The sequence below is a fragment of the Agrilactobacillus yilanensis genome (genome assembly GCF_003946725.1).
In the GTDB taxonomy this organism is placed as follows: Bacteria; Bacillota; Bacilli; order Lactobacillales; family Lactobacillaceae; genus Agrilactobacillus; species Agrilactobacillus yilanensis.
Genome location: NZ_RHOY01000003.1, coordinates 38,284 through 55,858, shown reverse-complemented (window position 1 = coordinate 55,858; position 17,575 = coordinate 38,284). Strand labels below are relative to the sequence as shown.

The 17,575-nt window shown below is 42.1% G+C and carries 13 protein-coding genes; 9 read left to right on the top strand and 4 right to left on the bottom strand.

The genetic code is table 11. The features are described from left to right. Positions 1-80 precede the first annotated feature (80 nt). The 9 genes from hemW (at position 81) to EKM93_RS03110 (ending at position 12,488) form a co-directional block, all read left to right on the top strand. On the top strand, positions 81-1,244 hold the full coding sequence (gene hemW / locus EKM93_RS03150; RefSeq protein ID WP_125712999.1) for a radical SAM family heme chaperone HemW: 1,164 nt from the start codon (positions 81-83) through the stop codon (positions 1,242-1,244). A gap of 161 nt (positions 1,245-1,405) precedes the next feature. Then, complete coding sequence (gene hrcA, locus EKM93_RS03145; RefSeq protein ID WP_125712997.1) at positions 1,406-2,458, top strand: heat-inducible transcriptional repressor HrcA; 1,053 nt, start codon at positions 1,406-1,408, stop codon at positions 2,456-2,458. A 15-nt stretch (positions 2,459-2,473) separates the two neighbouring features. Next, positions 2,474-3,133, top strand: coding sequence for a nucleotide exchange factor GrpE (gene grpE / locus EKM93_RS03140; RefSeq protein WP_125712995.1), 660 nt, complete (start codon positions 2,474-2,476; stop codon positions 3,131-3,133). A 26-nt stretch (positions 3,134-3,159) separates the two neighbouring features. After that, a complete protein-coding gene (gene dnaK, locus EKM93_RS03135; protein WP_125712993.1) occupies positions 3,160-5,022 on the top strand; it encodes a molecular chaperone DnaK in 1,863 nt (620 codons plus the stop codon). 141 nt (positions 5,023-5,163) lie between these two features. Next, the gene (dnaJ, locus tag EKM93_RS03130) at positions 5,164-6,315 is read left to right on the top strand and encodes a molecular chaperone DnaJ (protein ID WP_125712991.1); all 1,152 of its coding nucleotides are present in this window, start codon (positions 5,164-5,166) and stop codon (positions 6,313-6,315) included. A gap of 208 nt (positions 6,316-6,523) precedes the next feature. Continuing rightward, positions 6,524-8,362, top strand: a complete 1,839-nt coding sequence (lepA, locus tag EKM93_RS03125) for a translation elongation factor 4 (protein ID WP_125712989.1) — start codon at positions 6,524-6,526, stop codon at positions 8,360-8,362. Between the two features lie 459 nt (positions 8,363-8,821). After that, positions 8,822-10,006, top strand: a complete 1,185-nt coding sequence (locus EKM93_RS03120) for a galactokinase (RefSeq protein WP_125712987.1) — start codon at positions 8,822-8,824, stop codon at positions 10,004-10,006. A 17-nt stretch (positions 10,007-10,023) separates the two neighbouring features. Further along, positions 10,024-11,016, top strand: a complete 993-nt coding sequence (gene galE, locus EKM93_RS03115) for a UDP-glucose 4-epimerase GalE (protein ID WP_125712985.1) — start codon at positions 10,024-10,026, stop codon at positions 11,014-11,016. Between the two features lie 2 nt (positions 11,017-11,018). Then, positions 11,019-12,488 (top strand): UDP-glucose--hexose-1-phosphate uridylyltransferase, encoded by a 1,470-nt coding sequence (locus tag EKM93_RS03110; RefSeq protein ID WP_125712983.1) that lies wholly within the window; start codon positions 11,019-11,021, stop codon positions 12,486-12,488. A gap of 62 nt (positions 12,489-12,550) precedes the next feature. Here EKM93_RS03110 and menC read toward each other — a convergent pair whose 3' ends face one another. Genes menC through EKM93_RS03090 form a run of 4 tightly spaced genes read right to left on the bottom strand, consistent with a single transcriptional unit; the run spans position 12,551 to position 17,496 of the window. Then, a complete protein-coding gene (gene menC / locus EKM93_RS03105) occupies positions 12,551-13,678 on the bottom strand; it encodes an o-succinylbenzoate synthase (RefSeq protein WP_164506975.1) in 1,128 nt (375 codons plus the stop codon). Then, the gene (gene menH, locus EKM93_RS03100) at positions 13,665-14,483 is read right to left on the bottom strand and encodes a 2-succinyl-6-hydroxy-2,4-cyclohexadiene-1-carboxylate synthase (RefSeq protein WP_125712979.1); all 819 of its coding nucleotides are present in this window, start codon (positions 14,481-14,483) and stop codon (positions 13,665-13,667) included. Before menH ends, menC begins: the two co-directional genes overlap by 14 nt. Next, positions 14,464-16,203 carry a 2-succinyl-5-enolpyruvyl-6-hydroxy-3-cyclohexene-1-carboxylic-acid synthase gene (gene menD, locus EKM93_RS03095; RefSeq protein ID WP_125712977.1) on the bottom strand — a complete coding sequence of 580 codons (1,740 nt, stop codon included), beginning with the start codon at positions 16,201-16,203 and terminating at the stop codon, positions 14,464-14,466. Before menD ends, menH begins: the two co-directional genes overlap by 20 nt. Beyond that, the gene (locus EKM93_RS03090; protein WP_125712975.1) at positions 16,204-17,496 is read right to left on the bottom strand and encodes an isochorismate synthase; all 1,293 of its coding nucleotides are present in this window, start codon (positions 17,494-17,496) and stop codon (positions 16,204-16,206) included. Between the last annotated feature and the right edge of the window lie 79 nt (positions 17,497-17,575).

The following is a 17,575-nucleotide window of genomic DNA, read 5'->3' as shown; positions in this document are numbered from 1 at the left end:
CAATGATGATGCTTAAGGCTTAAGCTTTAAGTATTTTTTGACAAGACCGCATCACAAAAGAAATGAGCGAATTTATCCTTATGGTAATTAAACAGCCCCAAGAAGCTTCAATTTATATTCATATTCCTTTTTGTGATTTCATCTGCTACTACTGTGATTTTAATAAGGTATTTATTGAAGATCAGCCCGTAGATGCATATATTGAACTCTTATTAAAAGAAATGCGGCTGACCTTAGCCGCCCATGCTTCAGAAAAAATTAAAACCATTTACATTGGCGGCGGCACACCATCTAGTTTGTCACCAAAACAATTAGATCGCCTGTTGCAAGGCATTCGAGAACTTATCCCCCAAAGTGTTGAAGAATTTACAATTGAGTGCAATCCAAATAATTTGTTGGATCAACAACGTTTAACAGTCATGAAAAATTATGGGGTCGATCGGCTGAGCATCGGCGTCCAATCTTTTGATGATAAAGTTTTAAAAAAGATCGGCCGAAAACATACGGGTGAAGATGCAAAAGTAGCGATTGCCAATGCTCGTAAAGTTGGTTTTGAGAATATCAGTATTGATTTAATTTTTCGGCTGCCAGGGCAAGATTTGGCCGATTTTAAAGATACTTTAAATCAAGCCTTAGATTTAGAGTTGCCCCACTATGCCACGTATTCATTGATTTTGGAACACAAAACTATTTTTTATAATCTCCAGCGGCAAGGCCGATTGCATCTACCTAGTGAAGATGTGGAGGCGGATATGTACGATTTAGCTCTGGAAACCTTTAAAAAGCATGGCTTAGCCCAATATGAAATTAGTAACTTTGCAAAACCTGGTTTGGAATCCAAACATAATTTAATGTATTGGCAGAACAATCATTATTTTGGATTTGGTGCGGGGGCTTATGGCTATATTGATAATGATCGGTATCATAATAATGGCCCGATTCAACAATATATGGCACCACTTCAAGCCGATAAATTACCCATTTTTCAGCGGCATTTAGTGCCCCTTAGTGAACAGATTGAAGAAGAGCTGTTTTTGGGCTTACGGCTAAACCAAGGGGTCAGCGACGCCAAATTTAAAGCAAAATACGGCTACAGCCTGCGAGACGTTTATGGCCGGGTGATTGATGAACAAATTGCTAAAGGTTTAATGGCCGAAGTGGCAGGCTATGTCCGCTTAACGGAAAAAGGTCGTTTTTTTGGCAATGATGTTTTTGCGGAATTTCTACTAGATGACCGTACTTAGCACTCAAGTCGTAGACCTGACAAAACGAAAGTTGGACTTTAGCCTGAATTTGCAAAAAAATCGTTTTTTTACCGGTGTTTTCTTGACATATTCCCCTGGTATTGCTATATTATTACTTGTATTAGCACTCTATGTCTTTAAGTGCTAAAAGAGGTGGTTAGATGCTGACACAAAGACAGGCAATAATTTTAAAAAATATCATTAGAATTTATACGCAAACTGAACAACCGGTTGGTTCTAAACATTTGATGAATGAGTTGCCAATGAGAGTTAGCTCCGCCACGATTCGTAACGATATGGCTAAACTTGAAGAAATGGGCTTATTAGATAAAACCCATTCCTCATCTGGCCGGATCCCTTCAATTAAAGGGTATCGTTACTATCTTGATCATTTATTGGAGCCCAGTGATGTTTCTAACAATGATTTAGCAGTGATTCAGCAAACTTTTAACCAACAGTATCAGATGATCGATGATATTGTTGAACAGTCGGCTAAGATTTTATCGACGCTGACGAGTTATACTGCAATTACGCTAGGCCCAGATGTCCAAGACATTCGATTAGATGGTTTTCGCTTAGTACCTCTAGGCAATCATCAAATCATGGCGATTTTAGTAACCAGCATTGGTACAGTTCAGAATCAGATTTTTCATATTCCGACAACGATCAGTGGCGATGAGTTAGAACGGGCGGTGCGCATCATCAATGATGAATTGGTGGGTCAGCCGTTAACATTAGTAGCCCGGCGTATTCAAACGGACATTCCGCAAATGCTGATGAAATACGTTTCATCACCAAATGGGTTTTTAGATATTTTTGGAACGATCTTAAAGCAAGCGGCAGCCGATCATTTTTATGTTGGCGGTCGGTTAAATCTTTTAGATTTTGCCAACAACGATGTTTCAAGTCTAAAAACGTTATACTCGTTATTTGAAAAAGATGATGATTTAGCGGACTTATTGAAACTGCCGGATGTAGAGACAGATCCTGATGGCAAGATTATTGTGCGTTTGGGCAATGAACTCAAGCCCCATACGCTGCAAAACTATTCGTTAATTACAACGAGTTATGATATTGCCAATCACGGTCGCGGGGTAATCGCATTACTCGGCCCCACAAGTATGCCATATTCACGTATTATTGGGCTATTGGACCTGATCCGAGAAGAACTAGCCCGCCGTATTACGGACTATTACTCCGATATGGATAATTAAGGAAGGAGTTTTCAATTGGCAAAAGATCAAAAAGATGATTTTCCATCTGAAAAAGATTTGAATCCTGAAGATACACAGGCCCAAATCGACAAACAAAAAAATTCTGAGACAGATACTGACCCTAAGACGGATGCTCAAACTGTAAAGGATGAGGTATTATCTGAAACGAAGGCCGATTTGGATGAAATCATTCAAGATGATCCATCCCAAATTCCGGAATTAAAAAAGGAAATTGAAACTTTAAAAGCTAAAAACGATGCTTTGGATGATCAATTCTTGCGGGCCCAAGCCGAAATTCGTAATATGTCCAATCGCTTTAAAAAAGAGCGGGAACAATTACTGAAATATGATGGCCAGCGGTTAGCAAAGGATATTTTACCAGGGCTGGATAATTTAGAACGGGCCTTAACTGTTGAAGTGACTGATGAAAGTGGTCAACAGTTGAAAAAAGGTATTGAAATGGTCCATCAAGCAATGAACAGTGCTTTGAAGGACAATAATATTACTGAAATTGCAGCTTTAAACGAAAAATTTGATCCTAACTTGCATCAAGCGGTTCAGACGATACCAAAACAGCCGGACCAAGAAGCAGATACGGTGGTTCAAATTTTACAGCGCGGTTATATGTTAAAAGATCGTGTTTTAAGACCAGCAATGGTTATCGTTGCGCAATAAATTAAGAAAAGAAGGTTACTAAGTATATGGGAAAAGTTATTGGTATTGACTTAGGTACAACTAACTCTGCCGTTGCAGTATTAGAAGGCGGCGAACCAAAGATTATTACAAACCCAGAAGGTGCTCGGACGACACCATCTGTTGTCGCTTTTAAAGACGGCGAAATTCAAGTTGGTGAAGTTGCTAAACGGCAAGCGATCACTAATCCAAATACGGTTTCTTCAATCAAGAGCCATATGGGTGAAGCCGGTTATAAAGTAAAAGTTGAAGATAAAGAATATACACCTCAAGAAATTTCAGCGATGATTTTACAATACATCAAGAAATTCTCTGAAGATTATTTAGGTGAAGAAGTGACACAAGCAGTTATTACAGTACCTGCTTATTTCAACGATTCACAACGTCAAGCTACAAAAGATGCTGGTAAGATTGCCGGCTTAAAAGTTGAACGGATTATCAACGAACCAACGGCTTCTTCATTGGCTTATGGTTTGGACAAGACAGACAAAGATGAAAAAATCTTAGTTTATGATCTTGGCGGTGGTACTTTTGACGTTTCTATCCTTGAATTAGGGGACGGTGTCTTCCAAGTTCTTTCTACAAACGGGGACACACACCTTGGCGGGGATGACTTTGATAAGAAAGTCATGGACTGGTTAGTTGATGGCTTTAAGAAAGAAAACAACATTGACTTGTCTAAAGATAAAATGGCTTTACAACGGTTAAAAGATGCCGCTGAAAAAGCTAAAAAAGAATTATCCGGTGTGACAAGTTCACAAATTAGCTTGCCATTTATTTCTGCAGGGGACAATGGCCCATTGCATTTAGAAGCAACTTTGACAAGAGCTAAATTTGAAGAATTAACCGCAGACTTAGTTGAAAAGACAAAAGTTACGGTTGACAATGCCATGAAAGATGCCGGCGTAACGAGCGCTGACTTAGACAAAGTGATCTTAAATGGTGGTTCTACTCGGATTCCTGCTGTTCAAGAAGCCGTTAAGAAATGGACCAACAAAGAACCAGATCATTCTATCAACCCTGATGAAGCCGTTGCTTTAGGCGCTGCCGTTCAAGGTGGGGTTATTACAGGGGATGTGAAAGATGTTGTCTTGTTAGACGTTACACCATTATCCTTAGGGATCGAAACAATGGGTGGTGTATTTACGAAGTTAATTGATCGTAATACAACGATTCCAACAAGCAAATCTCAAGTCTTCTCAACAGCTGCTGACAACCAGCCTGCCGTAGACATCCACGTTTTACAAGGTGAACGTCCAATGGCTGCTGATGACAAAACGCTTGGCAGATTCCAATTAACGGATATTCCACCTGCACCTCGTGGCGTCCCTCAAATCGAAGTTAAATTCGATATTGATAAAAACGGGATCGTTAATGTTTCCGCTAAAGATTTGGGCACAAACAAAGAACAAAAGATTACCATCAAGAGTTCTTCAGGCTTATCAGATGACGAAATTGATCGGATGATGAAAGAAGCTCAAGAAAACGAAGATGCGGATAACAAACGTAAAGAAGAAGTTGATTTGAAGAACGATGTAGATCAATTACTCTTTACAACAGATAAGACTTTGAAAGAAGTCGAAGGCAAAGTATCTGAAGATGATATTCAAAAGGCAAAAGATGCCAAAGAAGCTTTGGAAAAAGCAAAACAAGAAAATGATCTTGAAGATATGAAAGCCAAACGTGATGCTTTAAACGAAGTTATTCAAAACTTGACGGTTCAACTTTACCAACAAGCGCAAGAAGCACAACAAGCGCAAGGTAATGCTGATGGTGCCGGTGCAACTGGCAATACCGATGATAACAAAGGCAGTGACGGTAATACCGTTGATGGCGACTTTGAAGAAGTTAATGACGACGACAAAAAATAATTAATTAGAGTTTAACTCTGATATGGTCCATCGGCAGCTTTAAAGTGCTGCTTATGGACCATATTTTGTAATAACTATTTTGCTTTTTGCCGTAGTATGTTATAGTAATTCAGGTTTAGTAATTTCGTAAGGAGGCAAATCATGGCAGAAAAAAGAGACTACTATGAAGTCCTTGGTGTGTCTCGCGATGCTAGCGATGATGAAATCAAAAAAGCATTTCGAAAATTATCCAAAAAATATCATCCTGATTTAAACAAAGCACCAGATGCAGAAAAGAAGTTTAAAGAAGTTAACGAAGCCTACGAGGCCTTAAGTGATCCGCAAAAACGGGCAGCTTATGATCAATACGGTCATGCCGGCATGGATGGCTTTAATGGCGCTGGCGGTGCCGGTGGTTTTGGCGGCGGCAACGGCGACTTTGGCGGTTTCGGTGGCTTTGATGACATCTTTAGTTCCTTCTTTGGTGGCGGTGGCGGTCAACAACAATCCGCAACGGCCCCAAGACAAGGGAATGATCTACAATATCGGATGGATTTAGATTTTAAGGAAGCCATTTTTGGAAAGAGCACAACAATTTCTTATAATCGTGAAGCTGAATGTGAGACTTGTAACGGCAGCGGGGCAGCACCAGGCACAGACCCAGTCACTTGTTCAAAATGTCATGGCAGCGGCTATGTCGAAGTTAATCGGCGGACACCGTTGGGTATGATGCGGACACGTGAAGTTTGTGATGTCTGCCAAGGTACTGGTAAAGAAATCAAAGAAAAATGCCCAACTTGTCATGGTAGCGGTCATCAAAGCCAACGCCACAGTGTTAAGGTTAAAGTACCTGCTGGCGTGGATGATGGTCAACAAATGCGGTTGCAAGGGCAAGGTGAAGCTGGCGTTAACGGCGGCCCTTATGGGGATTTATATATCATCTTTAGAGTTAAGGCTAGTAAAGACTTTAATCGTGACGGTACCGAGATTTATTCTGATTTGACGATCAGTTTTGTTCAAGCTGCATTAGGGGATGAAATTGATGTGGATACCGTTCATGGCCCAGTTAAATTAAAAATTCCAGCCGGAACACAAACCGATACTTCTTTCCGATTAAGAGGTAAAGGTGCACCTAATTTACATGGCAATGGGACAGGGGATCAGCACGTTCGGGTACGGGTTGTGACACCGAAGAATTTAAATAAGAAACAAAAAGAAGCGCTGCATGATTTCATGGAAGCCTCTGGTGAAACAATTAAGCCCCAAGACGGCGGTTTTTTCAGCCGGATTAAAGATAATCTAAAAGGGGAATAAAGCCTTTTAGTAAATCGCTTATACCTAACAATCTAATAATAGAGGTTACGCCTAAGATGCAAATTTTACCGTGGCCTCTTTTTTAGTGTACGGCATTAAGGTTAGCGGTTATAATGACAGTCAATCCCTTGAACCGATAAGTTCAATTGTATTTGCTATTTTGGCTTGTTATAATTGTTTAGACAAGTTTTAGAAAGTAGGGCACGAAATGGATCGCAATGAAATGATTGAGCACCAAAAAGACATCCGAAATTTTTCAATTGTGGCACATATTGATCATGGTAAGTCAACGATTGCCGATCGTATTTTGGAATTAACAGATACGGTTTCTAAACGGGAAATGCAAAATCAAATTTTAGATAATATGGATTTGGAAAGAGAACGGGGCATTACGATAAAATTAAATGCCGTTCAACTGCATTATCACGCCAAAGATGGTAAAAGTTACGTTTTTCATTTGATTGATACGCCAGGACACGTGGACTTTTCGTATGAAGTTTCAAGAAGTTTAGCCGCTTGTGAAGGGGCTATTTTAGTTGTAGATGCGGCACAAGGGGTAGAAGCACAAACATTAGCCAATGCCTATTTAGCCGTGGACAATGACTTGGAAATTATTCCTTTAATCAATAAAATTGATTTACCTTCCGCAGAACCAGAAAAAGTTAAAGAAGAAATTGAAGAAACCATTGGCATTGACGCCCAAGAGGCTATTTTAGCCAGTGCTAAAGAAGGCATCGGAATTCCAGAACTGCTGGAGCGGATTGTCACCGATGTCCCAGCACCTACTGGCGATGTGGATGCGCCTTTTAAGGCATTGATTTTTGATTCCGTTTACGATAATTATCGTGGGGTCGTTTTAAGTATTCGTGTGGTAGATGGCTTTGTTAAAGTCGGTGATATGATTGAATTGATGAATAATCAAAAACAATTTGAAGTTACCGAAGTGGGGGTAATGTCACCTAAAGCCATTGCCCAAGAAGTTTTGTCAGCAGGGGATGTTGGCTATTTAACCGCCAGCATTAAGAGTGTCAAAGATACCCAAGTCGGGGATACAATCACAATGGCTGATCGGCCGGCTGAAAAAGCGCTGCCTGGTTATCGTAAGATTACGCCAATGGTTTATTCCGGGATGTATCCAGTGGACAATGCAAAATTTAATGATCTGCGGGAAGCTTTAGAGAAATTACAATTAAATGATGCTGCTTTAGAATTTGAACCAGAAACCTCTAAAGCATTAGGCTTTGGTTTCCGGTGCGGCTTTTTAGGGCTCTTGCACATGGATGTGGTTCAAGAGCGCTTAGAACGCGAATTTAATCTAGATCTGATCATGACGGCACCATCTGTGGATTATCACATTGTTTTAACAGATGGCACCGAAACAGTGATTGAAAACCCTTCTGAATTGCCAGAAGCTTCCAGTGTCAGTGAAATTCAAGAACCGTATGTGAAAGCTTCAGTGATGGTCCCTAACGAATATGTGGGCGCTGTCATGGAATTATCACAGAAAAAACGTGGGGAATTTGTGACCATGGATTATTTGGATAAATATCGCGTTAACGTCGTTTATAATATGCCACTATCCGAAATTATTTATGACTACTTTGATGATTTAAAATCCAATACAAAGGGCTACGCTTCCTTAGATTATGATATTGACGGTTATCGGGCCAGTGATCTGGTTAAAATGGATATCCTGATCAGTGGTGAAGCGGTGGATGCTTTGAGTACCATTGTTCATAAAGACTTTGCCCAAGAACGGGGTCGTGAAATTGTGGCTGCATTAAAGACAACCATCCCTCGGCAGCAGTTTGAAATTCCAATTCAAGCCGCTTTGGGCAATAAAATTATCGCCCGATCTAACATTAAAGCCTACCGGAAAAACGTCTTAGCCAAATGTTACGGCGGGGATATTTCCCGGAAACGGAAATTATTGGAAAAACAAAAAGCCGGTAAAAAGCGGATGAAATCCGTCGGCTCCGTGGAAATCCCACAAGAAGCCTTCATGTCCATCTTGCGGACAGATGAAACCGAAAGCCATAAAAACTAGAGCGTGAGCCAACACGGGTGATTTCGCAATATAACCTAGACTTGGCAGACAGTCGCTAGCGACTGGCAACAAGGCGTAGTTATATGTAGAAATCAGTGTTGGTGAACGCGTTTTAGAAAATAAAACCGATATAAGCGTATTTCGCTTATAAATAATTCGTAGTTAAGTGAGAAGTCAGTGCCCCTGAACGCGTTTAAGACCAGAGCGTGAGCCAACACGGGTAATTTCGCAATATAACTCAGGCTATCAAAATTAAAAAATATACAAAAAGTTGGATCAAAAATCAAATTTTGGTCCAACTTTTTTATATCACAACACGTATAATTAAAAATAAATCGTGGTCAACACCTATTTTACTAAAATAAAATAATTTTTTAGTAAAAAACACTTAAAAAATACAGCAATTTAAGTTATAATAATAACCATGGATACGCTTTAATTTCTGTGGAGGTGATCGGAATGGTTGAAATTTATCAACCTGAAGCAATTGAAACAACGTTGGCTACTGATTTTACAAAGGTTTTTGGGCAAGCACCAACGGCGACTTATTTTGCACCAGGCCGAATTAATTTAATTGGGGAACATACAGATTATAACGGCGGCCGTGTATTTCCTTGTGCCATTAGTTTAGGGACTTATGCCGCGGTTAAAATGCGTGAAGATCGGGTAATTCGGTTTTATTCAGCTAATTTCCCAGATAAGGGCTTGATTGAAGTCTCATTGGATGCATTGGATTATGCCCCCGAAGATAGTTGGACAAATTATCCAAAAGGCATGATGCATTTCTTTGACTTACATGGCTATGCGCTTGATCGGGGCTTTGATGTTTTTGTAAACGGGAACTTACCAAATGGCTCAGGTCTGTCCTCATCAGCGTCAATTGAAATGTTATTTGGTAAAATTTTAGTAGATTTATTTAATTTTACGATTGAACCCATTGAAGTCGTTAAAATTGGTCAAGAAGTAGAAAATAAATTTATTGGTGTCAATTCTGGTATTATGGACCAATTTGCAGTAGGCATGGGACAAGTGGATCATGCGATTTTATTGGATACCAATACATTAGATTACCAATTAGTACCAATCGAATTGGGTGATTATAAAATTGTCATTATGAACACTAATAAACGCCGGGAATTAGCAGATTCTAAGTACAATGAACGGCGCAGTGAATGTGAAAAAGCTTTAGCGTTGCTGCAAAAAGCCATTGACATTAAGACTTTAGGTGATTTGGACAAAGACACTTTTGACGAATATACCGCCTTGATTCAAGATGACGTTTTAATTCGTCGGGCAAGACATGCTGTTTTTGAAAATCAGCGGACAGTTCAAGCAACTGAAGCCTTAAATAACGGCAATTTGGCTGAATTTGGTCGATTAATGAATGCATCTCATGTATCATTGGAGTATGATTATGAAGTCACAGGTCAAGAATTAGATACCCTTGCCCATAGTGCTTGGCAGCATGGGGCAATTGGTGCAAGAATGACTGGCGCTGGTTTTGGTGGCTGTGCCATAGCCATTGTACCAACGGCAGCCATTCCAGACTTTGTGACAGCCGTTAACGCAGATTATCAGCAAGCAATTGGCTATGATGCCGCATTTTATATTGCTGAAATCGCGGACGGCCCTAAAAAACTTTAAAATATGGAGGCTTTCTTATGAGTATTTTAGTTCTTGGTGGTGCCGGCTATATTGGGTCACACACAGTAGATCGTTTAATTGAAAAAGGTTATGATGTTGCGGTAATTGATAATTTAATCACTGGACATCGGTTGTCAGTAAATCCTAAAGCGCGTTTTTATCAAGGGGATATTCGCGATCGGGGCTTTTTGGAAACGGTCTTTAATCAAGAAGAAATTGATGGTGTAATTCATTTTGCAGCTTTTTCTATCGTACCGGAATCCATGGCAGAACCGTTGAAATATTTTGATAACAATACTGGTGGTATGATCACATTGTTGGAAGCAATGCATGCGCATCATATTAGTAATATTATCTTTTCTTCAACGGCAGCTACTTATGGGGAACCAAAACAAATTCCGATTAAAGAAACGGACCCCCAAGTACCAACCAATCCATATGGTGAAAGTAAGTTAGCAATGGAAAAAATCATCAAATGGGCCGATATTGCTTATGGGATTAAATATACCGCACTGCGCTACTTTAATGTGGCCGGCGCGAAAGCAGATGGCAGCATCGGGGAAGACCATAATCCAGAAACCCATTTGATTCCGATTATTTTAGAAGTTGCACAAGGTAAACGTGATAAACTAAAAATCTTTGGGGATGACTATCCAACTAAAGATGGCACTAATATTCGTGATTATGTTCATGTTGTGGACCTAGCTGATGCACATATTTTGGCCATTCAACGCTTATTAGACGGCGGGGATTCGGATGCCTTTAATTTAGGGTCTTCTACAGGCTTTTCAAATAAAGAAATTTTAGAAGCTGCCCGTAAGGCGACCGACATGGCTATTCCAGCTGAAATGGCCCCAAGAAGAGCAGGTGACCCAAGCACTTTAATTGCAGATTCTACAAAAGCACGGCAAGTTTTAGGGTGGGCCCCACAATATGATGATGTTGAAAAAATTATCAAGACGGCTTGGACTTGGGTGAACAGCCATCCTGAAGGTTATGGAGATCATTAAACATGGCAACAGATCTAGCACAAGGTTTTGCGCAGCAAATTATTGCTACAAAACAAACTTTTGCACCATTGGATCAAATTTATTTAACAAATTTAATTTATCGGCTCGTCGGTGAGGAAAATCTAACGGTGGCTCAGCTGCCGGATGAGATTTTGACAACCGCTGCTAATTTAGTGACGGCAGCAGTTAAAAATCAAAAAATAGCGGATACTGTCAGTGACCGTGAAATTTTGGAAGCACAATTGACGGACTTATTTACGCCAACACCAACCGCAATTAACGAAACCTTTTGGCAGTATTACCAAATCAGTCCGAAAACGGCAACCGATTACTTTTTTAATTTGAGTCAGGCAAATGACTACATTAAAACAAAAGCGATTGCTAAAAATATCAGCTATAAAACGCCTACGGAATACGGAGACTTAGAGATTACCGTCAATTTGTCTCGACCTGAAAAAGATCCAAAGGCGATTGCTGCGGCTAAATCCGTCCCAGAAACCAATTATCCTAAATGTCAATTGTGTTTGGAAAATGAGGGTTACACCGGGCGGGCAAATTATCCGGCCCGGGCCAATCATCGGGTGATTCGTTTACGGCTTAGCGGTGAGTCCTGGGGATTACAGTATTCACCTTACGCTTATTTTAGTGAACATTGCATTTTCTTATCCGCAAAACATGAACCAATGCATATTGATCAAAAAACATTTACGAAGTTGTTTGAAATCGTTAAGCTATTCCCTGATTATTTTGTAGGCAGCAACGCAGATTTGCCAATTGTTGGCGGTTCGATGTTAACCCATGATCATTATCAAGGGGGCCGACATGATTTTCCAATGGCTAAAGCGGCTTTAAGACAAACCTTTACATTACCGGCCTATCCTGAGATCCAAGCGGGGATTGTGGACTGGCCAATGTCAGTGATTCGACTGCAAAGTCAAGATATTGAAGCACTGATTAATTGCAGTACCCATATTTTGAAAGTCTGGCAGACCTATAGTGATCCAACGGTGACGGTTTTTGGCGTCGTTGATGGGGTGTTGCACCATACAATTACCCCAATCGTGCGGCAAAAAGCCGGCCAATACACCATTGATTTAGTCTTGCGAGATAATCAAACTTCTAAAGCGCATCCGTTGGGTATTTTTCATCCCCATGAAGATGTGCAGCATATCAAAAAAGAAAACATTGGTTTAATCGAAGTGATGGGTCGCGCGATTTTACCAGCACGATTAAAAACAGAATTGCAGGAAGTTGCCCGCTATCTTTTGGATCAGCCGAATACGATGAAAGCTTATCATCAAGTGTGGGCCGATGCGTTGAAAGCGCAGCATACCTTTACAACTGAAAATGTTGAAACAATTTTAAATCAAGAAGTGGGTCTAGTTTTTAAACGGGTCTTAGAAGATGCCGGCGTTTTTAAAAACGATGCCACTGGCCGCAGTGCTTTTGAGCGGTTCTTGAAAGTCATTTAAATTAAAAAAATGGACGTTAATCTAAAAGTCAAAGACAATTAGGTTAGCGTCCATTTATTATGTTAACTTAATAAATTAGGCTGCTGTTTAAAGGCGGCTTGAAATTCTGGCTTCAAAATTGGACCTTGGCGATAACTACGGGGCATGGCTGTGAAATCTAAAGCCCCTTGAATGAGCTGGGGGTGCTGGAGACATAGACTTTCCTTAAAAAATTGTGTTGCTGGGCCCACATCACCAGGGAAAACAAAGGGGGCTAAGCGGGCTAAATTTTGACTATAATAGCGGCCTAAATCGCTTTCCACCATCCCGCCGATCCAACAAGTTAAGTGCTGCTGCTGGCAATACTGCAAAATTGCTAAAGCCTTTGTAAAACCGCCAACGCGTGCAGGTTTTAAATTGATGACTGACGCACTTTTTAAATGGGCGGCTGTCTGGACATCAGATAGTGTAAAAATAGGCTCATCCAAGCAAATAGGGGTGGTTAAGCGCTGCTGCAGCCAAGCATGGTCAACAAAATCGGTTGTGGCAAAGGGTTGTTCGATCATTGCCAAGTTTAAAGGGTCTAATGCTTTTAAAGCCGCTAAATCTTTAGGCCCAAACGCTGAATTACCATCCACCATTAGCGGCATTTGCGGTAACAACTGCCGTAATGCGACAATCTTTGTAAAATCAGCGGGACGGGCTACTTTAACCTTTAACCGTTGATAACCTTGGGCCACGGCTTGTAGGGCCTGTTGTTTTAAATCCGGCCAAGGCATGACCCCTAAGCTGATGCCAACCGGCAAAACAGATCGAACTTGGGTTTTGGCGTGTTGGGCTAAGTAATCCGCCAAGCTTAATTGCAGACGATTGGCAAATAGTTGCCATACCGGCATTTCTAGAGCAGCAAGCGCCATTGGTTGGCCGACAATATTTGCAAATAACCGGTTAAATGCCGCCGGATCCGCAAATTTTTTATTTTTTAAGAAAGGGCCAAGTTGTTGTGCCAATAATAAACGGCCGGTGGGTTGCGTTTCAGCCGTGTACGTTGGGGTGTCAAAAGCTTCAAATTCACCTATCGCTTGGTTATGGGCATCGTCGATTAATTGCACCAAAGTAAGCTGGCGCTGGCGCAGCTGATCGTGATTAGACGTAAAGGGCTGTTTTAAAGTTAACGTCAAAGGTAAGAGCTTGAGACTAATGAGTTCCACGGGAAAAATCACCTCCAGCAGTCAGAATCTGCAAAAATTTGGCAGGGGCTTCTAAATGGGTATTATGACCCACGTTAGCAATCACAACGTGTTGGCTATTCGGGATTAACGCGGCCATTTCTAGGCCAATTTTAGTAAATTTCTGATCTAACGCCCCGGTAATAATCGTTGTCGGACAAGGTAATTGGGCTAATTTCGGCCAATAATTCGGCTGCCGGCCAGTCCCTAAATCTTGCAGACTTTTGGCTAAAGCTAGGGGATCTTGTTGCCGACGTTGGCGTTGAATTTGTTGGTAAATAGCAGCGGGCAGTGCTTTTTGACTGTCAAAAAGTGGTAAATTTGCCCAATCGGCGACAAATTCTGCCAAGCTTACAGTTTTAAGTTTTTGAATCAATTGGGCATCGTGTATTTGCCGTTGCTGGCGTTGGGCTGTCGTGGCTAAGCCAGGTCGGCTGCTTTCTAGATAGAGCCGCTGAATGCGTTGGGGCTGCTGCACGCTAAGCCCTAGAGCAATCCGGCCGCCCATGGAATAACCGACAACGTTCACCGGTTTGGAACCCACTAAAGTGTCCAGCAGTTGGGTCAAATCGGCAACTTGCTGCGCCATTGTAAAAGGCTGGGTTAGCGGTGCTGTTGTGGCGCCATGACCTAATAGATCTGGACAAATAACCGTCCCCGGCAGCTGCTGGGCGAGTTTTTCAAAGTCTTGATGACTGCCCATAAAACCATGGAGTAATAGCCAAATTGGCTGGGTTGTCCCAGTTTTTGTAAAAAAATAATGACGATTATGAAGGCTTAGCTGCAAAATGGGCCTCCAATAAGCGGTCTACCGCCGTTTGAAATTGCTGATGACTGTTCAAATTTTCCTGGCGTTCAGTGGTGATTTCGATGAGTCGTAAGCCCTTAACCGGCGCCGCTAAAGCCATCTTTAAAGCCGCAACCGTTTTCGGATGCACATAAACCGCCTGATACAATTGGGCCACCGCCGCCAAATCCAAATCTTGGGGCGTACCAAATAACGTCTCAAAATAGTCTGTCGCCTGAGCCTGGGGTAAAAACGAGAAAATCCCCCCACCATTATTATCAATAACAATAATCGTTAAATTTAAAGGATAGCGTTTGGCCAACATCAACCCGTTCATATCATGGAAAAAGGACAAGTCGCCAATCACTAAATAACTAGGCTTTTCATCGGCCGCACTCATGCCTAAGGCCGTAGAGTTAACACCGTCGATGCCGTTTGCGCCGCGATTACAGTAAAGTTGCGGTGCAAGCTGCGTAGGCTGGTAAAAATCATCAAAATCACGAATCGGCATGGAATTACCGACAAAAATCCGGCCGGTAGTGTGTTGGGCCATTAAATAAGGCACATGGGCTTCCGTTAGCGTGGCTGTTGCCAAAGTTTGGGCCACCAATGTTTTATAGGCTTGCTCTAGAGTTTGCCAACGGGTGGTCAAAGCCGCCTGTTTTGGTGCTAAAGGCAGCGCTAAGTGCTGATAAAGCCAATTTGGTGTGATGGCTAATTGATGGGTGGTGGCTTTAGTCGCATCCGTTAAAGTGCCATTAGGATCTAAATTATAAATTGGGCCTTTAAAAGCGCTTAACCAATTGGCCAAGCTGGCGGATACTGGAGTGGCCCCGCTGCGGATGATGATATCTGGATAAAGTTGCGTTAAATTTGAAGCCGTCGCTTTTAATAGCCGATCCCCGCAAGTCAGCACCAAGGGATGGGGCACGGCCCGCAATGGGTGCAGCGGATCCGTTAAAATCGGCCAATTCATTTTTTCAGCCAGTGCTAATAAAGCCTGCCCGTCATCGGCGGTTTCTTCAGGACCTGCCACCAGCAAAATTCGCTGGTTTTTAAGCGCTTTTTGTAGCTGGGTCAAAGCAGTGGGGGTCAAAGCGGTTACCGTTGGTGCGGGTTGAATCGGCTCAACGGCGATGGGGTGTTTTTCGGTGCCTAAAAGCGGCATTAAAGGTTTGCGCAGGGGTAAATTTAAATGAACCGGCCCTTTAGGCGCTTGCTGACTGGCTAAATATGCCCGCTGAACGCTAAAAGCTACATATTCTAGAACGCTTTGGCGGTCTGTCGGTAACGGCAGCTGTAAGAATTGTTTGACATGGGCGCCGTATAAATGATCTTGATCAATGGCCTGCGGGGCACCAATATTGGTTAATTCCGGCGGCCGATCGGTTGTTAAAATGATCAGCGGCTGATGGGTCAAGTGGGCCTCAATAATCGCCGGGTAAAAATTTGCTGCCGCAGTCCCGGAAGTACATAGCAATAACGTGGGGGTATGGGTGGTTTTCGTCAGACCTAATGCAAAAAAAGCCGCCGAACGTTCATCCACATCTACATACAGCTTAAAATCGTTAGTTTTAGCCGCTTGCGCCAATAATAAAGCCACCGGTGTGGAACGTGACCCCGGGGCAATCACAATATTTTTTAAGTGCTGCTGTTCCAAACTGTCAATAATCGTTTGAACATAACCTGTTAATTGTAGCGTTTCTGAAGTTACCATCATTTAATTTCCTTCCAATAAACTTTGAAGCATCGGCTGAAATTTGAGCCGGGTTTCGACCACTTCTTGCTTAGGATCAGAATCCTTAACAATCCCAGCGCCGGCAAATAAAGTCGCTGTTTTCTGATTCAGCAGGGCACTGCGGATACCCACCACAAATTCACCTTGCTGCGCAAAATTTAAATAACCGATGGGCCCACCAAATAACCCCCGTCTTAAAATTTCAGTGTTGGCAATCGTTTGACGGGCTAGATTGCGGGGCAGGCCCCCTAAAGCCGGTGTGGGATGTAACGTAGCAATGAGCTGAAATGGTGTGGTTTTAGAGGTTAGATGCCCCCAAATCGGCGTGGCCAAATGCTGAACATTTTTATTCACTAACAAATCCGGCGTTTCAGAATAATGAATCTCTGCATGTAAAGCTTGCAGATTTTGAATAATAGTTTGGGTCACAAACTGCTGTTCTTGGCGATTTTTCGCATCATTTAACAAAGCGGTGCCTAACTGCTCAGTTTCAGCAGCGGTTTTGCCGGTGGGACAAGTTCCGGCAATCGCCACAGTATGAAATTTTTGATGATCAAACCGAATTAAGTGTTCAGGTGTAGCGCTAACAAAGCCTAATTGTCGGTGCCGGTATAAAACATGATACGTTTCCGGATTTTTATGCCGCAAGTTAAGCCAAGCTTTTTCAGCGCTGAAAGTTTGGTTGCTTTCAACCGTTAGCGGCCGTGCTAAAACCACTTTTTGTAATTGAGCTTGCTGCAGTTTTTCAACGGTTTGACCAACGGCTTGGGCCCAGTCGTTAACGGCTAATTCTGTCTGTTGCACGCTGTCATTGGGCGTTAAGTCCAGCGGTACTTGCTGGGCTAAGGCTTGTTTGAACTGAGCGGCTTGTTTTTGAGCTTGGGCCAGACTGTTTGCCACGACAAATAAATCATAGGTGTCCGCTGCCGTTTTTTCTAAAGTATATTTCGGCAAAAAAAAGCGCCCATTGGCAAAGTCACCCCAGATATTGGTCTGGGCAGTCGGCTGGTCTTCAAAGGCAAAACTCCCCATGAGCTTTAGATGTTCCTGCGCCGCTTGGGGTATATTTAAACGCAAGCTTTGGGCCCAAGTGTCAATTTCTGAAACGGCGGTGGCCAAATTCGTCGGCGCCTGTTCAGAAAAGGCTTCAAACCCAAATAGCTGTGTCGGTTGCTGCGGATTTTCAAAAGCAAAAAAATCAGTAAATTGTGCTGCCAAGGCTAAAATGGCAGCGGGCTGAGTCGCTGTTAATTTTGTTTGCGTAACAGCATACATGAAATATCACGACCTTCAATTGAATTGTACAGCGTCAATTTTACTATATTTAAAGGGTTAATGGGCTGATTGTGGGGAA

Bases quoted from the DNA above. Each gene is read 5' to 3' on its own strand.
- hemW (WP_125712999.1), top strand. From the start codon at position 81: ATGGTAATTAAACAGCCCCAAGAAGCTTCAATTTATATTCATATTCCT.
- hrcA (WP_125712997.1), top strand. From the start codon at position 1,406: ATGCTGACACAAAGACAGGCAATAATTTTAAAAAATATCATTAGAATT.
- dnaK (WP_125712993.1), top strand. From the start codon at position 3,160: ATGGGAAAAGTTATTGGTATTGACTTAGGTACAACTAACTCTGCCGTT.
- dnaJ (WP_125712991.1), top strand. From the start codon at position 5,164: ATGGCAGAAAAAAGAGACTACTATGAAGTCCTTGGTGTGTCTCGCGAT.
- lepA (WP_125712989.1), top strand. From the start codon at position 6,524: ATGGATCGCAATGAAATGATTGAGCACCAAAAAGACATCCGAAATTTT.
- EKM93_RS03120 (WP_125712987.1), top strand. From the start codon at position 8,822: ATGGTTGAAATTTATCAACCTGAAGCAATTGAAACAACGTTGGCTACT.
- galE (WP_125712985.1), top strand. From the start codon at position 10,024: ATGAGTATTTTAGTTCTTGGTGGTGCCGGCTATATTGGGTCACACACA.
- EKM93_RS03110 (WP_125712983.1), top strand. From the start codon at position 11,019: ATGGCAACAGATCTAGCACAAGGTTTTGCGCAGCAAATTATTGCTACA.
- menD (WP_125712977.1), bottom strand. From the start codon at position 16,203: ATGATGGTAACTTCAGAAACGCTACAATTAACAGGTTATGTTCAAACG.
- EKM93_RS03090 (WP_125712975.1), bottom strand. From the start codon at position 17,496: ATGTATGCTGTTACGCAAACAAAATTAACAGCGACTCAGCCCGCTGCC.